At 36.5% G+C, this 22303-nt stretch carries 20 protein-coding genes and 2 tRNA genes; 19 read left to right on the top strand and 3 right to left on the bottom strand.

From position 1 onward, the window contains the following. Window positions 1-39 precede the first annotated feature (39 nt). From R2Q77_RS01155 to R2Q77_RS01145, 3 genes are all read left to right on the top strand, one after another. Window positions 40-1602: a thioredoxin family protein gene (locus R2Q77_RS01155; protein ID WP_316801877.1), complete on the top strand. Its 1563-nt coding sequence runs from the start codon at window positions 40-42 to the stop codon at window positions 1600-1602. A 99-nt stretch (window positions 1603-1701) separates the two neighbouring features. Beyond that, a complete protein-coding gene (gene murB / locus R2Q77_RS01150; protein WP_316801876.1) occupies window positions 1702-2718 on the top strand; it encodes a UDP-N-acetylmuramate dehydrogenase in 1017 nt (338 codons plus the stop codon). Window positions 2719-2851: 133 nt separating this feature from the next. Next, the gene (locus R2Q77_RS01145) at window positions 2852-3385 is read left to right on the top strand and encodes an RNA polymerase sigma factor (protein WP_316801875.1); all 534 of its coding nucleotides are present in this window, start codon (window positions 2852-2854) and stop codon (window positions 3383-3385) included. A 277-nt stretch (window positions 3386-3662) separates the two neighbouring features. On the opposite strand, the gene R2Q77_RS01140 is transcribed toward R2Q77_RS01145, so the two are convergent. Then, window positions 3663-5144 carry a phytoene desaturase family protein gene (locus R2Q77_RS01140; protein ID WP_316801874.1) on the bottom strand — a complete coding sequence of 494 codons (1482 nt, stop codon included), beginning with the start codon at window positions 5142-5144 and terminating at the stop codon, window positions 3663-3665. A gap of 126 nt (window positions 5145-5270) precedes the next feature. On the opposite strand from R2Q77_RS01140, the gene R2Q77_RS01135 reads away from it, so the two are divergent. The 3 genes from R2Q77_RS01135 to R2Q77_RS01125 all read left to right on the top strand — a co-directional run bounded on the left by R2Q77_RS01135 (window position 5271) and on the right by R2Q77_RS01125 (window position 6941). Beyond that, on the top strand, window positions 5271-5804 hold the full coding sequence (locus R2Q77_RS01135) for a hypothetical protein (RefSeq protein ID WP_316801873.1): 534 nt from the start codon (window positions 5271-5273) through the stop codon (window positions 5802-5804). Next, entirely contained in the window at window positions 5805-6500 is a 696-nt protein-coding gene (locus R2Q77_RS01130) for a lycopene cyclase domain-containing protein (RefSeq protein WP_316801872.1), read from the top strand. A gap of 207 nt (window positions 6501-6707) precedes the next feature. Then, entirely contained in the window at window positions 6708-6941 is a 234-nt protein-coding gene (locus R2Q77_RS01125) for a cytochrome b5 domain-containing protein (protein WP_316801871.1), read from the top strand. A 59-nt stretch (window positions 6942-7000) separates the two neighbouring features. Here R2Q77_RS01125 and R2Q77_RS01120 read toward each other — a convergent pair whose 3' ends face one another. After that, entirely contained in the window at window positions 7001-7816 is an 816-nt protein-coding gene (locus R2Q77_RS01120) for an AraC family transcriptional regulator (RefSeq protein WP_316801870.1), read from the bottom strand. Between the two features lie 88 nt (window positions 7817-7904). Here R2Q77_RS01120 and R2Q77_RS01115 point away from each other — a divergent pair, with 88 nt between their 5' ends. Genes R2Q77_RS01115 through R2Q77_RS01105 form a run of 3 tightly spaced genes read left to right on the top strand, consistent with a single transcriptional unit; the run spans window position 7905 to window position 11890 of the window. After that, window positions 7905-9236, top strand: coding sequence for a TolC family protein (locus tag R2Q77_RS01115; protein WP_316801869.1), 1332 nt, complete (start codon window positions 7905-7907; stop codon window positions 9234-9236). A 1-nt stretch (window position 9237) separates the two neighbouring features. Next, window positions 9238-10302 carry an HlyD family secretion protein gene (locus tag R2Q77_RS01110; protein WP_316801868.1) on the top strand — a complete coding sequence of 355 codons (1065 nt, stop codon included), beginning with the start codon at window positions 9238-9240 and terminating at the stop codon, window positions 10300-10302. Next, window positions 10295-11890 carry an MFS transporter gene (locus R2Q77_RS01105; RefSeq protein ID WP_316801867.1) on the top strand — a complete coding sequence of 532 codons (1596 nt, stop codon included), beginning with the start codon at window positions 10295-10297 and terminating at the stop codon, window positions 11888-11890. The genes R2Q77_RS01110 and R2Q77_RS01105 overlap by 8 nt, the downstream gene beginning before the upstream one ends. A 36-nt stretch (window positions 11891-11926) precedes the next feature. Here R2Q77_RS01105 and R2Q77_RS01100 read toward each other — a convergent pair whose 3' ends face one another. Then, window positions 11927-12847 (bottom strand): PfkB family carbohydrate kinase, encoded by a 921-nt coding sequence (locus R2Q77_RS01100; protein ID WP_316801866.1) that lies wholly within the window; start codon window positions 12845-12847, stop codon window positions 11927-11929. A gap of 145 nt (window positions 12848-12992) precedes the next feature. On the opposite strand from R2Q77_RS01100, the gene R2Q77_RS01095 reads away from it, so the two are divergent. The 10 genes from R2Q77_RS01095 (at window position 12993) to R2Q77_RS01050 (ending at window position 21949) form a co-directional block, all read left to right on the top strand. Continuing rightward, window positions 12993-13066 (top strand) — tRNA-Asn (locus R2Q77_RS01095). 231 nt (window positions 13067-13297) lie between these two features. Continuing rightward, on the top strand, window positions 13298-13456 hold the full coding sequence (locus tag R2Q77_RS01090; protein ID WP_316801865.1) for a hypothetical protein: 159 nt from the start codon (window positions 13298-13300) through the stop codon (window positions 13454-13456). 136 nt (window positions 13457-13592) lie between these two features. Further along, window positions 13593-14162, top strand: coding sequence for an XRE family transcriptional regulator (locus R2Q77_RS01085; RefSeq protein WP_316801864.1), 570 nt, complete (start codon window positions 13593-13595; stop codon window positions 14160-14162). Between the two features lie 91 nt (window positions 14163-14253). Further along, a complete protein-coding gene (locus tag R2Q77_RS01080; RefSeq protein WP_316801863.1) occupies window positions 14254-15144 on the top strand; it encodes an alkaline phosphatase in 891 nt (296 codons plus the stop codon). Between the two features lie 99 nt (window positions 15145-15243). Continuing rightward, complete coding sequence (locus R2Q77_RS01075; RefSeq protein ID WP_316801862.1) at window positions 15244-15924, top strand: HAD-IA family hydrolase; 681 nt, start codon at window positions 15244-15246, stop codon at window positions 15922-15924. A 2-nt stretch (window positions 15925-15926) separates the two neighbouring features. Beyond that, window positions 15927-17255: a DUF5690 family protein gene (locus R2Q77_RS01070; protein ID WP_316801861.1), complete on the top strand. Its 1329-nt coding sequence runs from the start codon at window positions 15927-15929 to the stop codon at window positions 17253-17255. A 70-nt stretch (window positions 17256-17325) separates the two neighbouring features. Beyond that, window positions 17326-18489, top strand: coding sequence for a TIGR03364 family FAD-dependent oxidoreductase (locus R2Q77_RS01065; protein WP_316801860.1), 1164 nt, complete (start codon window positions 17326-17328; stop codon window positions 18487-18489). 188 nt (window positions 18490-18677) lie between these two features. Next, window positions 18678-18754 (top strand) — tRNA-Asn (locus R2Q77_RS01060). A gap of 450 nt (window positions 18755-19204) precedes the next feature. Continuing rightward, the gene (locus R2Q77_RS01055) at window positions 19205-20341 is read left to right on the top strand and encodes an AraC family transcriptional regulator (protein ID WP_316801859.1); all 1137 of its coding nucleotides are present in this window, start codon (window positions 19205-19207) and stop codon (window positions 20339-20341) included. Between the two features lie 99 nt (window positions 20342-20440). After that, window positions 20441-21949 (top strand): serine hydrolase, encoded by a 1509-nt coding sequence (locus R2Q77_RS01050; protein ID WP_316801858.1) that lies wholly within the window; start codon window positions 20441-20443, stop codon window positions 21947-21949. Window positions 21950-22303: the final 354 nt, after the last annotated feature.

Below are 22303 nucleotides of genomic sequence, written 5' to 3'. Positions count from 1 at the left end.
CCTGCTCTTTATATCTTTATTTAAACTATCTAAAATCGAATGAACAATAAATTAAGATCTATTATTTTAGTTTTTTTAATTTTTCACCTTACAGCTACCCGTAGTCAAACCATATTTAATGGTGTGATTAATCAAAATGAGCTTGTTAAAAAAGGTTTGGAAGAGATGGTCATAATAACAGATTACTCCAAATTAGATTTTTCAGCTACCGGAGCCAGGATGTTTAGGCCTACAATGCAAAAATTTTACCTCGACAGTATCAGTAATAAGTTTCTTTTTACCATAACCAGAAAATCACCCACTATTATTGAATTTCAAATTCAAGAGGCCGTTTACCATGTGTATGCTACTCCGAAGGATACGGTTTTTTTTAATGTAAATTATAAAGGCGATGTGCCGGTAAGTAAAGAAAGTGAGCAGAAATGGAGTATGTTTGCTAACAGAAATGATATTTATAAACAGTCAGTAATTCAGTTTAAAGGAAAGGGCGATGAGGAGAATGCTTTTTTAAACAATATTGAATTGAGGTATGGAAGGCTGGATTATGGTAGGACTAAGTTTAATGATGTTGATTTGCTTGAGTATAAAAGGACAGAGGTAGATTCAATCTATAATGGCCAGATGCAAGCATTAACGCAGTTTAATGAAAAACATAAACGACCGAAATTCTATCAATTGGCAAAGGAGCTGATTGAAGATAATTATATCATGAACTTATTGGCTCCGATATATAATTTGCATAGTATACATTTATTTCCCCAGGGATATTTTAATAAGGATGCTAAAAATCATATTGAGGATATTATAAAATCAGCTTCTCAATCCTATTATTTGTATGATGCAAAGTGGCGAATAAATGATCTATACTTAAATGGAGACGCTGTTCAGAAGAAAAAAAGTAGGCAGCAATATGTAGATCGATATACATCAGCCAAAAAGATATTTAAGGATAAGCCGGACTTTAATTATATCGCTTCTTACCTGGTAAATGATATGATAGGGCGATATGTACTTGATGACTCAATTATAAATCGGTATGCTTCTGATTGTACCAATCAAATTTATGTTCAAAATATTTTAAAATCATATTACGATAGAAAGGGATCAAAATTGGAGGCATCGGAAAATCTTAAAACGATAATTACTCAGGATACCTTTGTAAATGCCTCGAAACAGACGATTGATCTTTTCAATCTTGTTCCTAAAGACAAATTAATATTATTAGATATTGGTGCCAGCTGGTGTGCTCCGTGTAGATATAACGATCCTATTTTAAATAGGCTTTCGAAGAAAGAGTTATTAGCAGATAATATTTATGTAGCTGGAATATCGTTCGACCAAGATATTAACAAATGGGTAAAATCAATTAGTGGGGCATCAGATAAACACCTACCTCTATCTCATCAGTTTTTGGTAAAGAAAGGATTTCAGTCGCAAATAGCTAAAGCCTTGGGAGTTTCAAGTATTCCTCAATACATATTGCTTAGTCCCAGTTTTGAAATTTTAAATAAAGAAATGCCGCGTCCGGCAGATGAGAAAGAATTTATAGGGCAGATCGAAAAATATATTAATAAATATAAACCACACTCTAACCTCAACTGATTAAAGTTGATATCTTAATTTTGGATGAAGACATAATTACAATCATTCAGCAAGTCATATACTATTTTCTTACTTTTGGGCATAAAATCAGAACCAGTTATGCTCCAGATTCAGGAAAATATTTCACTCAAACCCTATAATTCTTTCGGTATAGATGTTAAAGCAGGTTTTTTTACCGAAATTTTTAATGAAAATGATTTGAAAGCACTTTTTGAATCAGACCTTATAAAAAGTAATCAGATTTTAATTATCGGTGGAGGAAGCAATATGCTTTTTACCAAAAATTTTGAAGGCCTGGTGATAAAGATGAGCATTAAAGGAATTTCAAATGAAATAACTGGCGAAACGGTAAAAGTAACTGCCGGAGCCGGTGAAGTTTGGAACGATTTAGTCAACTACTGTGTACAACATGGTTTTGGCGGAATAGAAAATTTAAGCCTGATTCCTGGTACAGTAGGTGCATCGCCCATTCAAAATATTGGGGCTTACGGCGTAGAGTTGAAAGATGTATTTGAAAGTTGTACCGCTTTTGAGATAGAAACCGAAACTTTTAAAACATTTAATTTCGATGATTGCCATTTTGGTTACCGTGAAAGTATTTTTAAGGGCCAGCTAAAAGGGAAATACATTATTACTTCGGTTACTTTTAATTTAACTACCGTAGCAAAAGTTAACACTTCTTATGGCGCCATTGAGGCTGAACTGACCAATAGAAATATTGAGGAACCAGATATTGCAGATGTTTCTGCTGCAGTTTCGCACATTCGGGTCAGTAAACTTCCTGATCCTTCTACGATTGGTAATGCAGGAAGTTTTTTTAAAAATCCCATTGTTGAAAAATATGAATTTGCTGATGTTGTCGCAAATCACCCCGATGTGGTGCATTACCCAACTCCCGATGGTAAAATAAAATTAGCGGCGGGCTGGTTAATTGAGCAATGCGGCTGGAAGGGTAAAATTGTTGGTAGAACCGGTACCTGGAAAAATCAGGCATTGGTTTTAGTAAACCATGGAAATGCAACTGGCACGGAAGTTTATCAATTATCTGAGCAGATTATAGACAGTGTAAAGTCTACTTTTGGAGTCACTTTAGAACGTGAAGTAAATATTCTGTGACGAAAAGCAGCCTCAATAGATTTTCGTGCTTTTGGCATGCCTAAAATAATTTTTGGTATTAAGTTTGTTTAGTTTTTAGTGAAATATTGGACAATTCATTTGTTTATTAAATCTTACCTAAAGCTAAAACATCATGACAAAATTTGAATTCAATCATCTGGTTAACCATCACTCGGTATCTCTTAGATCTTATGCTTTAAACTTTACAAAAGATGCAGAAGACGCAAATGACCTGGTGCAGGATACCATGCTTAAAGCCATTACCTATTATAATAAATTTAAAGAGGGAACGAATTTAAAAGGATGGTTGTTTACAATAATGAAAAATACTTTCATTAATAATTATCGTCGCTTAGTAAAAACCAATACTTTAATTACACAAAGCGAAGACATATCATCGGCTAATCTATCTTATAGTGCAACAAAGAACGATGCCGAAAGTAAATTCGTATTAGGCGATATTAACAAAGCATTATCACAATTGCCGGAAGAGTATTACGTTCCTTTTATCCGCTATTTTGAAGGTTACAAATACCATGAAATTGCAGATATGTTGCAAATTCCAATCGGAACAGTTAAAACCCGTATTCACGTAGCAAGAGGGATTCTTAAAAAATATTTAAAAACATATTCGAAAGAAATTCAAATTGCCGAATTGGTTTCATAACCTAAAATAATTGAAAAGGCCCGAATTTATTCGGGCCTTTTGTTTTGAATTTAACTGGATAATTTTGAATCCAAATTGCCGTATAAAGCAAAAGGCCTGGAAACTTCCGGGCCTTTTTGCTTATCATATATTTGGTTAGTTGATTCTTATTTTGTATTTCAACATCCTTCTCTCTAATTCCGAAACAATTGCCAATTTAAATTTTATAGTGTTTTTTAAATGGTAAATGCAGTATTTTTGTTTTGTGGTTATAAAGATAAGCGAAATTTTAAATTTGTCAAGTCTTTTTTAATTTTTTTATTATTTCTTTTGCGGCCACCTGTCCTGATATGATGGCGGGTGGTACTCCAGGACCTGGAACAGTTAATTGACCGGTGTATAAAAGATTTGTTACCTTACTCTTCATCCGCGGTTTTAAGAAAGCTGTTTGCCTTAAAGTATTGGCCAGGCCATAAGCATTGCCCTTAAAGGCATGGTAATCCTCCTCAAAATCGTTCATGGCATAACTGCGCTTAAACAGAATATGATTTTTAATATCGTTTCCGGTTAAATTTTTAAAACGGTTAAGCAGTAAATCAAAATATTTTTCTCTTTCTTCATCGCTATCGGTTAACCCGGGTGCCAGCGGAATCAGGAAAAATAGATTCTCAAATCCTTCAGGTGCAACTGTTGGGTCAGTTACCGAGGGGCAACAGGCATAAAACAGGGGTTTTGATGGCCACTGCGGATTGGCGTAAATCTCTTCAGCGTGCAGATCAAAATTTTCATCAAAAAATAAATTGTGGTGTAAAACATTTTTTAGCTTTTTACTTACACCAACATAAAACAACAGGCAGGATGGGGCCATGGTTCTTTTATTCCAATATGCGGCATCGTAATTTCTATACTCCGGCTCAAGCAGGTTTTGGTCTATATGATGGTAATCGGCATTACCCACAACAAAATCTGTTTTAAAGTTCCCTTTCCTGGTCAGGATTTCTTCTGCCTTACCATTTTTAACCTCTATTTTGGTTACTTTCGTGTTGAAAACGAATTTTACACCCTGTTCTTTGGCAATTTGTTGCATGGCATCAACAATTTTGTGCATTCCCCCCATCGGATACCAGGTGCCTAAAACTAAATCGGCATAATTCATCAGGCTGTATAAAGCGGGTGTATTTTGCGGTGTTGCGCCTAAAAACAAAACGGGAAATTCTAAAAGCTTTCGTAATTTATCATTTTTAAATAAACGATGCACATGTTTACGCATGTTGCCCAGCAATTGTAATTTAATTCCACTTATGGCCAAACGCGGATCAAAGTATTCCATTATACTGTGCGATGGTTTGAAAACATATTCGTTCATGCCAACCTCGTATTTGTACTCGGCCTGTTTTAAAAAAGAATTCAAATTTTTGCTGCTTCCTGGTTCAAGGGCTTCAAAAAGCTGATAAAGTGCATTTAAGGTAGCGGGTACATCAAGGGTATCTTCCTTTCCAAAATAAATGCGATACGAAGGACTTAATCTTTCAAGCTGGTAAAAATCCGAAGTCGTTTTATTAAATAGGTTGTAGTAATTCTCAAAAACATCAGGCATCCAGTACCAGCTTGGCCCCATGTCAAATGTAAAACCATCTTTTTCCCAATTGCGTGCCCGGCCCCCGGCCATACTGTGCTTTTCAATTACCGTAACATCACAGCCGTTTTTGGCTAATAAAGCAGCGGCAGATAATCCGGCGAAACCCGCACCAATTACAGTAACAAGTGGTTTTTTATTCATTGGTATAAATAAAGCAAATAAACCCGAATTTGTTGTATTATGTTGATAACCGATAGACTAAGGAAAACAGAATTACCTAAACTATAATCATGTAAAATGCTTTGTTTTACTATTTTTGCCAAATACATGACTAATTTGAAAACCATATTTTTATTGTTTTGCCTTCTTGCAAGCAGCATTTCCTATGCACAGCTAAGCAATAAAGAAATAGCAGGGCTAAAAACCAATATGGTTAAGGCCGTAGAAAACTCCAGATTAACGGATTCTCTTTTTAAAAAGCTGGATGCATTGCCAGATAAAACAGCTTTAATAACCGCGTATACCGGAACATTGGAAGCCTTAAAAGCTAAACATTCCTGGAACCCTTACAATAAAATCAAATACGTAAGCCGATCCTTAAAAACAATGAATAAAGCGATTGCAATGGATAAAGAAAATATGGAAATTCGTTTTATGCGCTTTTCCATAGAACATTTTACACCCTCATTTTTAGGCTTTAGCAAAGATCTGGATGTAGATAGAAAAGAAATTGTAAAACATTATCAAAACCGGAGCTTTGGAAACACAGATGAAGATTTGGTTAAAAATGTAGCTAAGTTTATGATTGATAGCAAACGCTGTACCGCACAAGAAATTAAAATATTCCAAAAACACTTATAAATGAATTATACCTATTTACTCATTAACCTGGCCGTAATATTTTTTCCCTTGGTTTTATCTTTCGATAAGAAGGTTCATTTTTTTAGCAAATGGAAATTTGTATTGCCGGCAATATTATTAACCGGTATTGTTTTTCTGGTTTGGGACCTGCTTTTTGTGAAGTTAAATGTTTGGTCTTTTAATCCAAACTACGTTATTGGGGTAAATTTGTTGGGTTTGCCCATTGAAGAAATTTTGTTCTTTTTAACTGTTCCTTATGCCTGCATTTTTATTTATGAGTGTTTAAATGCTTATTTTCCCGCCAGTGGATTAGAGAAATATAGCTTAGCATTAAGCAATCTTGTTTTGGGCTTGTGCGTCGCTATTTTGTTTTTTGGTTACAGCAAATGGTATACGCTGATTAATTTTGGCTTTTTATTTATTGTTTTAGCTTTTGTAGAATACATTAATAAAAAATTCAGATTTATGTATCGGTTTTACCGGGCATATGTGGTGTCGTTAATTCCGTTTTACATTGTTAATGGCTTTTTAACTTCTATTCCCATTGTATTGTACAACAGCAAGGAAATATTAGGTATGCGGGTTGGAACGATTCCTTTTGAGGATCATTTTTACCTTATGGCCTTATTACTCATGAATATTTACCTGTACGAACTTTTTAAAACTAAAGCTGGAAGTGTAAAAGTGGAGCGCTAAAAGTAACGTTTTAGTGGATTACATTTATTATGAGGCAATTTTTTTAGAATTAGAAAAGGTAAGAATAGTAGCTCTTGGTGGTTTGCAGCCCCCGACAACAGCGTCTGTGTAAGAGCTAAACTTAAAATAAAGCATGTTCCGGCTTAGTATTGGTTTAAGGTATTGCAGCCCAAATGAGAATAAGTATATTACAGCAAATTAATTTAAATGGATTTACCAGGTTATACCAAACAACAACTGGCTTTAAGAAACGGACAGGATAAACCTCAGATATGGGTGGCGTATAAAGGGTTTATTTACGAGGTAACCGAAAGTCGGCTATGGCGTAATGGTAAGCACTACGAGCACTGGGCCGGCCAGGATTTAACAGATGAAATGCCCGACGCACCACATACCGAAACCGTTTTTGAAAAATTTACGATTATTGGCGTTTTAAAATAATTATAATTTAGCATAGCTTTTAACGAAATAAATGCTATTTCGAGTGATTGAATTTAGGTTTAAAGTTTAGTTAGGGTAGTATGCTTTAAGTCTTTAAAGTCTGAAGGCCTTTTGCCCACCATTTTAGAAAAAGTATTACTAAAAGAAGAAATACTGTTGTATCCAACCGAATAAGCAATTTCACTAACGGTTAAGTCGCTTTCCAATAGTTTTTCCATAGCCTTAGTCATTCTCACCAATTTTAAATATTGAAAGAAAGAAATGTTTAACGCCGATTGGAAAATCCGCGACAAAGTTCTTTCGCTAAAACCATTTGCGGCGGCCACACTTTCGAGACTAAGTGAATCATCACCAGCATTTAGGTTAATATAAGCTAATGATGGTCTTAACCGTTCGTTCGCGGTTGTGGGTACGGCAATGGGTAAAGGGTTTTGGCTCACCACTGGCAGGATGTTTTTTAAAGTGTTTAAAAAGTCGTATTCCTGCGTGCCAGGGAAGATATTTCCATTCCATCTTTCAGAAAACAAGAACATTTCGAGTAATAAATTATTGACCGGATAGATGCCAATTTGCTTATAAAAAGAATTGCTTTCATCGGTTGAGGTATCAAAATAAATATTTCGCGTAATGGCTGCATGGTAACGATGCTGGAGGTGATGTTCTACGCCCGCAGGAATCCATACATAATGCCTTGCCGGGAGAAAATAAGATTTTTGATCGGTATGTAAAAATATTACACCGCCCTCTACATAAGTGAGTTGTCCTTTTAAATGTGTGTGATCTTGAAAGCGATCTTCAAACCTGCTGTGCCAAACATACATCGTTTCTGGTTTTTCGTCTAATGCAAATAAAAGCGCTTCATTGCTAAGTTTCATGTTTTGGCTGGTTTGGATAAATATAAGGCTGTTTAGATAAAACAAAGAAACAATTCTTGAGCGAAATTTGCATCATTAATTAACGAATATGAATTTTATAAGGTATAAAAGAATGTTTTGGATGTGCATATCCCTTCTTTTATCATCAATTTTTAGTTATGCACAACGTGAAACCACAGCGCTCAACATTAATCAGGTATGGCAACTTGCAGATAGCAACAGCAAGAAAATACAAATGCAGCAGTTGGATGTGCAAACTGCCGAAGCAAAGGTAAAAGTAGCAAAGGCAGAGCGATTGCCAGAAGTGGAAGCGAATGCCGTTTTAGCGCATATTTTCGAAATGCCGATTTATGAGAACGGTCTTTTTCATACGCCATCACAATATCCGGTAGAACCAAAATATTATAAAATTGGTGCCGATGCTTATTTAAATCTGTATAACGGGGGCAAAACCAACCGCGAAATAGAAGCCTCAAAAACGGAACTGCAAATTTCGAAGGAGAAAAAAGGTTCGCAGATACAGGAAATCCATTATACGGCAGCAGTTTATTTTTATGATGTATACCGCAATCAATCTTACAAAAAGTTATTGGAGCAGGATATTAAAGAACGTGAAAAACAGCTTCAGGAAATAGGACACATGTTTAAAAACGGTACGGTTTTAAAAAGCGACGTTTTGCGTGCCGAGCTTCGTTTATCCAAACAAAAAATGCTGTTAACTGAAATCGAAAACAGCATCAGCATTGCTACGCAGAAATTAAACTTGTTGATTGGAAAGGAAGATCAAACGCTTATTAATCCGGTTATTTCGGATAGTACTGAGTCCAATGTTTTTTTAAAGAGCATGGCAGCATATATGGACCATGCCAACTCAAATTCTTTCCAGGTTAAAATTTCAGAAAAGGAACAACAGCTTGCCGAATTGAGGTTAAAGCAAGTAAAATCCAATGTTTTGCCATCATTGGGTTTGTTTGGCGAATATGCATTTACCTATCCACAAATTCAGTTTTATCCTTATTCGCTATCGCTGTATAGCAATGGAATGGCAGGTTTGAAACTGAAAATCCCGATTTCATCTTTTTACAACAATAAGAACAAAGTCAGGGCGGCTTCTTTACAGCTGAAAAAACAACAGGTGGAAGATGAGGATGTAAAAGAACGCATCAGGCAGGAAGTGCAGGAGTCTTATTTAAGGTATACCGAATCTTTAAAAAGAATTGATGTTGCGCAGGAAAATATTAAACAAGCTTCCGAAAGCTATCGAATTGTACAAAATACTTATTTCAATCATTTATCTCTATTAACGGATCTTTTGGATGCCGAAACGCAATTGTTGCAATCTCGTTTCGAATTAACAACCGCTCGTGTTAATGCAAAAATTCAATATTATCAATTACAAAAAGCTGTAGGAACTTTATAAAATGATCACTAAAACACAAAATAAAACAGATAAAATCATTACCCGGATTACCACCATTATTGCCTGTATGGTATTGGTTGTATTGCTTTTTTGGGGAGGGAAAACAGTTTTGCATTACATGCAGTATAACGATACCAATGATGCACAGGTAGATGAATATATTAACCCGGTTACGGCCAGGGCCAGTGGATATATTAAAGAGGTTCGGTATGAAGAAAATCAGGAAGTTAAAAAAGGCGATACCCTTGTGGTAATTGATGATAGCGATTATACGGTACAACAGGATGAGGCTTCTGCTTCTTTGTTAAATGCAAAAGCACAGGTTGCGGTATTAAAAAGCAATGTGCAAACGGCAGCCACAACCGCATCGGTTAGTAAATCAAAGATTGATGCTGCGAAAGCTCGTTTGTGGAAACAACAGGAAGAATATAACCGTTATAAAAAACTATATGATGTAGAATCGGCAACCCGCCAGCAATTGGAAACTGTAGAAAGTTCGCTGGAGATTGCCCGGGCCGATCTGGCTGCGGCGAAAGATGAATATGCTGCGGCAACCTCTAAAACCAACGACATCAGGCTGCAATCTGAAGTGCTGTCATCCGAAATTAAAAGACGGGAGGCTGTGGTTAGCAGGAGCAGTTTAAATACTTCCTATACCGTAATTGTTGCGCCTTATAATGGCAAAATGGGGAGAAGGACAATTCAAAGCGGGCAAATGATCCAAACGGGGCAAACCATTGCCTATATTGTAGATCGGGATGCCGGTAAATGGGTAATTGCCAATTTTAAAGAAACGCAGATTGGTAAAATGTATGTAGGTGAGCCCGTAGAGGTTCAGGTTGATGCTTTTCCAGGCAAATCATTTTCAGGGAAAATAGAATCGCTTGCCGGAGCAACCGGTTCCCGGTTTTCGTTATTGCCCCCTGATAATGCAACGGGTAACTTTGTTAAAATTGCACAGCGTATCCCGGTACGCATACTTTTAGATGGCGAAGCTGCAAAAATGGCAAATCTGAATGCCGGAATGAGCGCTGTGGTAAAGGTTAAAAAAACAGACCATGAATAATCCGGTTCTGCTATTTAAAAAGTGGGCACCCGAATGGCTTATACGCTTTGCCCTTTTTTTTCTGCTTTTAGCCTCCGTATTGTTGTTTGCGCTTTCTACTGCCGATGGAACTGCGGCTGCAGGGTACTATGGAATGGAGCCAGCCGATGTTCAGTTTTCTTTGTTGCTTTTTTATGCAGCTGTTGCCAGTTTTACCGCTTTGGAAAGAAGATTTTACGAGCGTATACAAACAAAAGAATACCTGTTGATTTGTATCGTATTAGAAATTCTAATTGCTTACGCCTGTTACAACACCCGCGAAATCTGGCTGGTTTTTACCTTTAGGTTTATGCAGGGTATTGTAAATTGTGGCATAACCAGTATTTGCTTAAACCTGCTCTTTAGTCGTTTAAAATCAGAACATTCCAGAGAAGTAGGTTATACCATTTTTTATGGGATGATTTTATGTGTATCGCCGGTTACCGCTTTATTTGGGGCGCCGCTGGTAGAAAATTACGAGTACAATATTTTGTACAAAGCCATTATATTTTTCTTTTTACCCAGTGCGGCACTGCTTTACCTGATGTTAAACAGGGTAGAAGTTTTAAAACACAAGCCTTTGTATCAGTTGGATTGGGCCAGTTTTTTACTTTTTGCAAGTATGTTAATCTTAATTGCTTACGTGCTGATCTATGGCCAGCAAAAAGACTGGTTAGATGATTCGGGTATTATATTTTGCATACTGGCTATTTTAGGCCTGTTCATAGTGTCGGTAGTGAGGCAGCTCAGCTTGAAAAGGCCAACGGTAGATTTGTCTGTTTTTAAATCCCGTAACTTTAGCATAGGCATTGTTTTCCTGATTATTCTTTATTTGGTTAGGGGCGCATTTTCATTAACCAGTACGTATTTCATTTCTGTTTTAGGGATGGATTCCTTACATGCCAACGAGTTAATGGTGTACAACATTGCCGGCGTTATAGCGGGGTCTTGTATATCCATACGGTTTTTAACCCGGCAAAAGGGGCTAAGGCTATTGTGGATTACCGGTTTTATACTCCTGATGGTTTTCTTTGGGATGATGTGCTTTTTGTTTGCCAGTGAAGCAGATGCCGAGACTTTTATTCTGCCACTATTTTTACAAGGCTTGGGCGCAGGCATGGTAATGTCGCCCATTGTGATGTTCATTATTTCCGCTGTTCCACCCAATTTAAGCCAGTCTGCTGCATCTGTTGGGGTATTTGTAAGGTTCAGTACATTTAGCTTAAGCCTTGCCTTTATTAATTTCTTCCAGCTGTTTTTTAAAGGCACGCATACTAATAGTATGGAAAAAGGATTAACGCTAATTAATCCGGCTATGCAAGATCGTTTAATGGCCTATCAAAGCGCACTGGCAGGAAGAGGTATGATGAAGGATGAAGCCGCAAAAGTGGCTACAGGTTTATTAAGTAAAGCCGTTCAAAAGCAATCTTTTTTAAGTTTCTGTGTAAATTATTACGAAATGATTGCTGTTTTATGCCTGGTCACCATTATCATTATTGGCTTGCAACCCGTAATCAGCAGAACGATTATTAATGTTAAAGGCAAGCACCCGGCTCCGGCAGGGTTTTAAATAACAGAGGACCGGTAAACGGTCCTCTGAATTTATTTATGCTTCGATGGTGAAAGCACTTAAATTTACAAATTGATTAATTCGTTCTGTTACTTCCTGATCAGTTAAATTTAACAATCTTTCATTTCCAAATTTTTCTACGCAGAATGAAGCCAATGCAGAACCATAAATGATTGCATTTTTCATGTTGTTAAAATTGATTGTTCCAACTTTAGCCAAATAGCCAATAAAGCCACCTGCAAAAGTATCGCCAGCACCTGTAGGATCAAAAACTTCAGCTAAAGGAAGCGCAGGCGCAGAGAAAATCTGATCCTCATGGAATAATAAAGCACCGTGCTCGCCTTTTTTAATAATTAAATACTTTGGTCCCATGGCTAAAATTTTCTTAGCCGCTTTAACCAAAGAATATTCGCCTGATAGCTGGCGGGCTTCTGCATCGTTAATGGCCAAAACATCAACCATTTTAATGGTTTGTAATAAATCGTCCATCATAATGTCCATCCAGAAATTCATAGTGTCCATTACAATTAATTTAGGACGGTTTTTCAGGCGGTTAATTACGGTTTGCTGAACAACAGGCGTTAAGTTGCCCAACATTAAATATTCACAATCCTGATAGCTTTCAGGAATGATGGGGTCAAAGTTTTCCAATACATTTAATTCAGTAATTAAAGTATCGCGACTGTTCATATCGTTATGGTATTTGCCTGACCAGAAAAAAGATTTTTCTCCGGCTTTAATCTGTAAACCTTCGGTATCAATGCCATGTTCGGTAAAAGTATCAATTGCCTCTTTCGGGAAATCATCACCAACAACACCTACTATTTTTGTGTTTTTATAGAAGTAAGAAGCGGCTAAACTGGCGTAAGTTGCTGCGCCACCCACAATTTTATCCGTTTTCCCGAAGGGAGTTTCAATAGCATCAAAAGCTACACTACCTATGATTATCAGGCTCATATAAATTATTTTAAATTATTTTAAATTTTTTTCTCTGCAAATATTGCATAAATAATTTAAAAGCCCTAATATTGCATTCCCAAAACGAACAAGGGTATATGTACTGAAAAGCACATTTGGACTTGATTTTGGGGAAAACCAGCACTCCTTCTTAGCTCAGCTGGTTAGAGCATCTGACTGTTAATCAGAGGGTCGCTGGTTCGAGCCCAGCAGAGGGAGCAGATTAAAAGCCAACTGAAAAGTTGGCTTTTTTGTTTTATCCCCTTATTGAGAAGTTTGTGCCGATTGCTCAATAAAATAAGTAAAGTAAAGCGGATTATTTTTTAACCCAACGCCTGCCTGAATTTGTATTTTCTTTTCTTTAAGCGATTAAACTTTTCCTTTAACCAACGGTCATAATAAAACACACAGCATAAAGCTTGATTTATTTTTCACTTAAATTTTTAGGTTATGAAAAGGATTGTATATGCGCTACTCTTAATGGTTATGGTTTTTAATTTTAGTGCATGCGTGGTTAGCGCCCGTGCACCAAGGGCGCACTGGGTACGGGGGCATTATAATGTAGATCCTTATGGCGGTCGGCATTGGATTCCCGGACACTACCGTTAAAGTTATTTCGCCACTGTAATAAAATTATGGTGGCGATTTTGTTTAAACAGGTTGGGGCCAATTGGTAAGCACCGTAATTGTTGATTTAGATTCAGGAATAAAATAATACATTAGCGGCATAATCCTATTTCATACTATGCAGGAAGAAATTCTTTTACAGATAAGCCTTAAAATTAAAGAACGCCGGAAAGAACTCGGTATTACCGTTCAGGAACTTGCTGATAAGGCAGAGGTAAGTAAAGGGCTAATTTCGCAGATAGAAAACAGCCGTACCATTCCATCTCTAATGGTACTGATGGATATTATTAAAAGTCTGGAGATCGATCTTAACCGCTTTTTTAAAGATATTAACTTCCAAAAAAAAGATGCTCCGGTACTCGTTAAAAGAAAAGATCAATATCAGAAATTTGAAAAGGAGCAAGCCGTTGGCTTCAATTATTCCCGGATACTAACCAAAAGTATTAAGTTTTCTACTGCCGATTTCGTATTGCTCGAGCTGGAAGTAAATGCGCACCGGCCCATGGTTAAAACAGAAGCTTTCGAATTTAAGTACATGATAGAGGGTAAAGTAGAATACCAGTTCTCTAAAAAGAAAATTATATTAGAAAAAGGGGATTCAATGCTTTTTGACGGACGGCTTTCTCATACGCCCGTAAATATTGGTAACACCAAGGCTTTGATGTTGGTAATTTATTTCTTCGAGTAACATTTTGTAAACAATGTTTATTAATACTTAACAAATATTTATCTTCATATTCATAATTGGTATTTAACTTGAACCACAAATAATAATGATTATGAAAAAATATTTAAAAATTACTTTTTGCCTGCTTTGCTTTTCGGTATTGGCGCAGGCTCAGGTTAAAAAAGCCAAACATATTATTTTAATTGGTTGCGATGGCTTTGGTGGTTATGCTTTAAAGGAGGCAAATATGCCCAACCTAAAAGCCTTAATGGCCAATGGTTCGTGGACGGATAAAGCACGTTGTGTATTGCCTTCTTCAAGTGCGGTAAACTGGGCCTCTTTATTAATGGGTGCAGGACCCACAGAACACGGTTATACAGAATGGGATAGCAAGGTGCCGGAAATCCCTTCGGTTACAAAAACAGGATATGGTTTATTTCCCGGCATTTTTAGTGTAATCAGGGACCAAAAAAAGCAAGCTAAAACTGCTGTTATTTACAGCTGGAGTGGTATTGGCTATTTATTCGAAAAAGAGGCTGTTAACATAGTTGTTAACGGAAAAGAAAAGGACGATTTTTGTGCCGATACCGCTGCAGCCATAATTAAAAAGGAAAAACCTTTTTTCACATTTGTTCATTTTGATGAACCGGATGGTACGGGGCACAATATCGGACACCGTACACCGGCCTATTATAAGCAATTAGAATCTGTAGATGAGCGTATTGGTAAAATTGTAAAAGCAGTTCAGGAAGCTGGCATTGCCGAAGAAACAATTATCCTGGTAACCGCAGATCATGGTGGCACCGGTAAAGGACATGGAGGAAAAAGTTTGGATGAAGTTCAGATTCCCTGGATAATTGCAGGTCCGGGTGTTCGTAAAAACCATGAAATTAAAGATGTAATTATTACTTATGATACTGCGGCCACGCTGGCCTGGATTATGGGATTGAAACAACCTCAAAGCTGGAGAGGACGCCCTGTTAATGAGGCGTTTGGCAAATAATGTAACCGTTGCTGATGTAAAATTTAACAATATGATAACGTAAACTTTGTTTACAAATAATAAACAAAGTTTACTATTGTGGCATAAAAATAAAAAGTTATGTCAATTAAATTAGTGGTGTTCGATATGGCGGGCACAACCGTTAAGGACGAGAATTACGTAGGCCATGCTTTTCAGCAGGCGATGAAAAATAACGGGTATGAAATTCCTTTAAAGGATATTAACCCGATTATGGGTTATGAGAAACCGCTGGCTATAAAAATGATGCTGGAGGTTTATGAGTCCGTTAAAGAGAACCTAACCGATGATTTGATTCAGCAGATTCACCGTGATTTTGTAGAACGCATGCTGCAATTTTACCGTACATCCGATCAGATCGTGCCTTTACCTAATGCAGAAGATACATTTAGTGCTTTGCGCGACCAGGGAATTAAAATTGGTTTAGATACCGGTTTTTCAAAGAACATCTCCGATGTCATCATCGAGAGGCTGAACTGGGCAAATAAAGTTGATGCGGTAGTTGCCAGTGATGAAGTTCCGAACGGGCGCCCATATCCGGATATGATCCAGAAAATGATGCAGCAGCTTAATATCGCGGATGCTGCAGAAATTGCGAAGGTTGGTGATACAGAAGTTGACGTAAATGAGGGCAAAAATGCAGGGTGTAAATATGTAATTGGCATTACTACAGGTGCCTTTACACGTGCTGAGCTTGAGCCTTTCAAGCCCACGCATATTGTGGATGATTTGGCTGAAGTATTGGGCATTATAGGCGCTTAAAAATGAACCTGCTTGATGTTGCCCGTCAACGAGCGGTTAAGCTGCCTTACTGGCTGGTTACTGTGCTTGGAGGTATAGCAGCTTTTGGTTGTTACACCAGTATGTATGCTTTTAGAAAGGCATTTGCTTCAGCAACTTTCGAAAACCAGGAATTTTTCCATATCGATTATAAGGTTTGGCTGGTTGTTGCGCAAATGATTGGATATACGCTAAGTAAATTTTATGGCATTCGTTTCATTTCAGAATCGGGTAAAAGTAACCGGGCTAAAAGCATCATTTCGTTAATTGTTTTTTCATGGCTTGCTTTATTGGGTTTCGCTTTAATTCCTGCGCCATATAATATTATTTTTCTGTTTCTAAATGGCTTTCCGCTGGGCATGATCTGGGGTTTGGTTTTTAGTTACTTGGAAGGACGGAAAACAACAGAATTTATGGGTGCTTTAATGTCAATCAGTTTAATTTTTGCTTCCGGTTTTGTTAAAACGGTGGCCCGTACTTTAATGACACTATTTTCTGTAAACAATTACTGGATGCCATTTCTGACCGGCCTGATTTTTTTATTGCCCCTGTTCTTTTTTGTTTTTTGTTTGGAAGTAATGCCGCCCCCTTCCGAAGAAGACCAACGGTTGCGAACCAGGCGGGTGCCCATGGATAAAAAGCAACGAAAAGAATTTATTCTGGCCTTTTTACCCGGAATTATTTTAACCATCATTATTTATGTGCTGCTTACCTGCATCCGGGATATGCGCGATAATTTTGAAGTGGAAATATGGAATGGATTAGGTATTCATAATAATCATATCTATACACAGATTGATACCGTAATATCTGTTTTTGTGCTGGCGATGATGGGTTTTCTCATTCTCATAAAAGATAACCTTAAAGCCTTTACTGTAATACATATTATGATTATCGGCGGCTGTTTCCTGGTTGGTTTAAGTACTTTTCTTTTTGATCGTGGTTACATCAGTGCAGTTAACTGGATGGCTTTATTGGGCATGGGCCTTTATATGGCTTACATTCCTTACAATGCGATCTTTTTTGAACGGATGATTGCCAATTTCCATTATAAAAGTAATATAGGCTTTATTATGTATGTAGCCGATTCAATAGGTTATGTAGGCAGTTTTTCGGTATTGATGTTCCACGAATTTGGCGATCCTGATATTGGCTGGATGCATTTTTTTAAGCAATGTTTGCTGGCTGTTCCGCTTATTGGCGGGGTTTGTGGCATACTTTCGCTTATTTATTTCAGAAGAAAAACTTTAAAAAAAACAAAATCGCGAAGCACGGTTAAAAAAACAGGCGCGGCTTTAAGCAGCGCTTTATAATAGAGGTTAGAAATTAGAATATTTAATAAATTAGTGCCGTACTTGCATACAGCACAAAAAACAATATAAAATGGCTGATAAACATTTTGATCTTATAGTAGTTGGTGGAGGTATACTCGGCACTTTTCATGCATACCATGCCCTGCAGGCAGGGAAATCGGTGCTGCAATTAGAAAAAGATAATTATCCGGTAGGGGCAACTGTTCGTAATTTTGGCCAGGTGGTACCTTCAGGGATGGAAGCTGAATGGTTTGAATATGGTGTTGCCGGACTTGAAATTTATAAAAACATTCAGCAGGAATTTGATATTTCGGTCAGAAATAATGGGAGTGTTTACATTGCTTCAGATGAAGGGGAGCAAACTTTAATACACGAGCTAAAAGCGCATTACGATACTTTGGGTTACGAAACAGAATTGCTTAATCAAGCTGCCGTGCTGAAGAAATACCCTTCCATAAAATCTTCCTATGCGAAAGAAGCACTTTACTTTCCGCAGGAAATTAGTGTGGAGCCAGCCATTATGATCAGTAACCTGCATCAATATATGCTGGCAAAATTTAATCATTACAAGCTCCGGTACAACAGCCCGGTTACCTCTTGCGAAACGAGGGGCTCAGGCGTTGCTGTTGGTTTAATAAATGGCACAGAAACTTATCTTGCAGCTAAAGCCATTATTTGTAATGGATATGAATTTAAGCTCCTTTATCCTGAATTGTTTAGCGATAGCGGAATTGTAGTGAGTAAGCTACAAATGATGCGCAGTGTGCCTATGCCTGGCGTTCAGCTGGAAGGTAACATTCTTACCGGGCTTACCATTAGGCGTTACGAAAGTTTCGAGCATTATTGTCCGTCTTTTAAAACGATAAAAACACCTGCCCACTACGAAGAACTTAAAAAATGGGGGATTCACCTGCTGTTTAAAAAGGCTGCGGATAACAGCATTATTATTGGCGATTCTCATATCTATGCGGATGTAAATCATCTCGATGATCTGGGTTTTGATTTAAGCCATCATATTAATGAACTGATGCTTAAAGAAGCAGAACGGATTGTAGATTTTGATGTGCGTAAACTGCAAAGTACCTGGGCAGGATTTTATCCACAGCATCCTGCTAAACATATTGTAGAGTACGATCTGGACAACAGCATACACATTCGTACCGCAATTGGTGGCAAAGGAATGACCGCAAGTGCAGGTTACGCAGCTAAAAGTATCGGTAAAATATTTGGATAACCATTTGAAATTCAGTTTAAAAATCAAGAAATGTTTCTTCATCGTAAATGGAGGAAAACCTTCATAAATAATATTTGATTTATTTTTTGCATTAATAATATAAAAGCGCTAATATTGCACTCCCAAAACGAACAAGGGCATAGTTGCTGAAAAGCATCGATAATCCCGTTTTGAGAAACAACCAGCACTCCTTCTTAGCTCAGCTGGTTAGAGCATCTGACTGTTAATCAGAGGGTCGCTGGTTCGAGCCCAGCAGAGGGAGCCAATGCCCTTCACGATATCGTGAAGGGCATTTCTGTTTTTAATTGATTTTCAAATCGTTGCATAGTGCAAATAGAGGCCAATTTTTGGTTCGAGCCCAGTGTCCGCACCCATACTGTGCAAAGCCTCAAAAGACTCAAACTTGCTTCACTAACACCTTCTTAGCGAATAAATTATAATTTATATTTTCAGCTTTTTTTGGTTCGATGCTGCTAAATTCGATAGGGATACAAGTTTTGTCTGTAATTTTAGTTAAATGGATAAACCAATTTCTATAAGATTAATCGTATTCTAATGCATTCCATTGCTCCCTGTAAGTGTGTCTTTTAGAACACTCAAATCCTGTGATCTCTGATTGCTGGATTTTTTGTATCCACTAGGAATGTACTCAAAATCTGGGCGAAATGCATTAATATTATCGGATAAATAGTAAACTTGTGCTTCTGCTTAAAATATGGATAAGTTTAACTTTGTAAGTACAATAACAGTTATAGGAGTTTTTGTGATGTTATTTCTTGCTTTGTTTTTACTTACAGTAAAAACAAAGCACAAATTAGGAAACCGGCTTTTTGCATTTTTTCTGGTAGCAAACGCAATTGATGCATGCAAATACCTGATTCATGATATACCTGAAAATCTGATAAACATTGAAGCATTTCGATGGAGCATTGCATTGCTGGTACCTGTAGTATTTTATTTGTATGTAAAATCAATTTGCTTTTCTGATTTTAAGCTAAAGCAAAAGCAATTATTACACCTGCTGCCATTTGTTGTTTTTAACTTAGTTTTAATTCCTGATCTATATCTAGGAACTCCAACTGAAAAGTTGTATTTCCTCCGGCATATGAATGATATGCCAGAAATCCATTTCTTTGAAATACTTTTTGAGACTTCGTTTCAGATTTATTTTATTGCGGCCTTTTTAATTCTAAAAAGATCAAAGACTATTTATTTTGAGAATTATACTGATCCTAATCTCTCCATGATCAGAGCACTCTACCTAATCACCATTGTATATTATCTCCTGCATTTGCTAGTTCTCTTTAGAAGATTGGTTACCTACACCATTGGTTTTGGCGAACTAAGAGATTGGATTATTACTGTGGATGGATTTAGTTTTTTGCTTTCAACCTCCTGGTATTTATTAATTGCTTTAAGGAATCCGGAGTTTTTCCGGGGAGTGAATTCTAAATTAGAGAGTAGTAAAGATATTGCTCAAAATCGTAAGGCTCCTGCCTTGCTTGATGATGAGAAGAATAAACAAATAGAAGCGCTGAAGGAGTTTATGATAGCAAAGAAACCGTATTTAGATTCGTCACTTACTATTCAGGAATTGGCGGAGCAGGTTAAAATGCCCGTTAAGAATTTATCTGTATTGATTAATTTATATATGGACAAACATTTTTTTGATTTTATAAATGAATACCGTATTGATCATGCAATTAAAATATTAAAGAATCCAGCACAAAAAAAATTAACTATACTAGAAATTTTATATCAGGTGGGCTTCAACTCAAAGTCTTCATTCAGTGCTTCTTTTAAAAAACATACAGGAAAAACACCTACCGATTTTAGAAGAAGTTCAAAATAATTGAGATTTCTTCTAAAAAAGGGTTCGACTTTTTTTAGTCGGTCGTATTTTAAGTTATCAAGGATCATATTTGCGGCAAATGAAACCAACTATTCAAAAATGAAAAAAGTAAATTTAATTGTCCTGCTGTTTTTATCATTGAACACTTTTGCGCAAAATGTAAATGATAAAATAAAATTATTCGAAAACGATTTAAACCATTGGGATAAATCTAAAAACAAGAAATGGACATTAAAAGAAAGAATGGCCTTTTACAACACCAATGCGGTGAGTATTGTAGTAATTAAAGATTACAAAGTAGAATGGGTAAAAGCTTATGGTTATGCAGATATTTCTGAAAAAAAATCAGCAACTCCCCAAACACTATTTCAAGCCGCTTCAATTAGCAAATCTATCAATAGTCTTGGGCTATTAAAACTTGTTGAAGAAGGAAAACTAGGATTAGACGGTGATATCAATAATTATTTAAAAACATGGAAATTCCCATACGATTCGATTGCAAAAGGGAGAAAAATCTCAATTGAAAATTTATTATCTCACATGGCTGGCTTGTCTGTAGGCGGTTTTGCTGGTTACGAAAAAGGAAAAGATTTACCAACCACAATAGAAACGCTTAATGGATTGAAACCCTCCAACTCAAATCCCGTTCGGTCAATATTTGAACCTGGTTTAAAATTCGAATATTCTGGTGGTGGAATTACAATTACACAACTAATTCTTGAAAATGTAACAGGAGAAAAATATGAAGACTATATGAAAACGAATGTGTTAATCCCATTGGGGATGAACAATAGTTCTTTTAATCAACCTCCGATGCAAATGAATGAAAACATACTTGCAACGGGATACAGCGCTAGTGGCAAAGAAGTTAATGGAAAGTATCATATATATCCCGAAAAGGCAGCGGCTGGTTTATGGACAAATCCAACGGATTTAGCAAAATATGTTATTGAAACACAACTATCTTTATTAGGGAAATCAAATAAAGTACTTTCTAAAGAACTTTCTGTAAAAAGAATTGAAAATAATTTAGGGGTATTTTTATATAATTTTGATGGCGAAAAATATTTTAAGCATAGTGGTGGAAATGAGGGTTTTGTTTGCCATTACATAGGGAGTATGGAAGGCGGAAATGGTATTGTAGTAATGACAAATGGTAGTAGTACAAAATTTCTGGGAGAAATTGTTTCTAGTATTGCAAGTTTAAATGCTTGGAAAAATTATCCCTTAGAATCACAAAAAGAGTCTATCTCTTTAACCATAACAAAAGAATGCTATATAGATATAGACAAAGGTATTGAGCTCTACAAAAAACTTAAAAAGAATAACAGTGATGATTATAATTTCTCTAATGAAAGCGAATTGAACATGCTTGGTTATCAACTTTTAAAAGATGGAAAAGTGGCATCTGCCATTAAAATATTCAGTTTAAATGTTGCTGCATTTCCTAATTCAGCAAATGCATATGATAGCCGTGGTGAAGCCTATTTTAATACAAAAGAATATCCGTTATCAAAAAATGACTATTTAAAAGTTTTAGCCTTAGATCCAGTAAATCAAAATGCGAAAGAAATGCTTTTGAAAATAGAGCGAGAAACTCATAAGTAAAATCAGGCCGTACGTAAAAGGTATCCAAAATATTTCTTTTGTTAAAGCTTTAGTTATCGGAAATATATAGGGGAGGTTAAAGTGGTATCCAGTACATTTGGTATAAATAGAAATTATAAAATTGATAATTTTGCTAAACAAGTTTAGTCTTTTTCCAAATAATCTTCATCAATTCTTGCGATTCTAGTAAGGTCATCAAGCAAATTTCTAGAAAAGTACACAGTCTCGGGAGCATCAAAAACCACAACGAAAGTTGTGGTTTTTTTGTTTAAAGTTTAAATTTATCGAGAAATTCTTTTTCGCTATCCTAATCAGGGAAACCAGCTGATGGAGCCCAGGTCTTCATAGTGGAAG

The sequence above is a fragment of the Pedobacter nototheniae genome (assembly GCF_032678625.1).
GTDB classification, from domain to species: Bacteria; Bacteroidota; Bacteroidia; order Sphingobacteriales; family Sphingobacteriaceae; genus Pedobacter; species Pedobacter nototheniae_A.
Note: the sequence above shows the minus strand (reverse complement) of the source record. Positions and strands in the feature narration are given on the sequence as shown.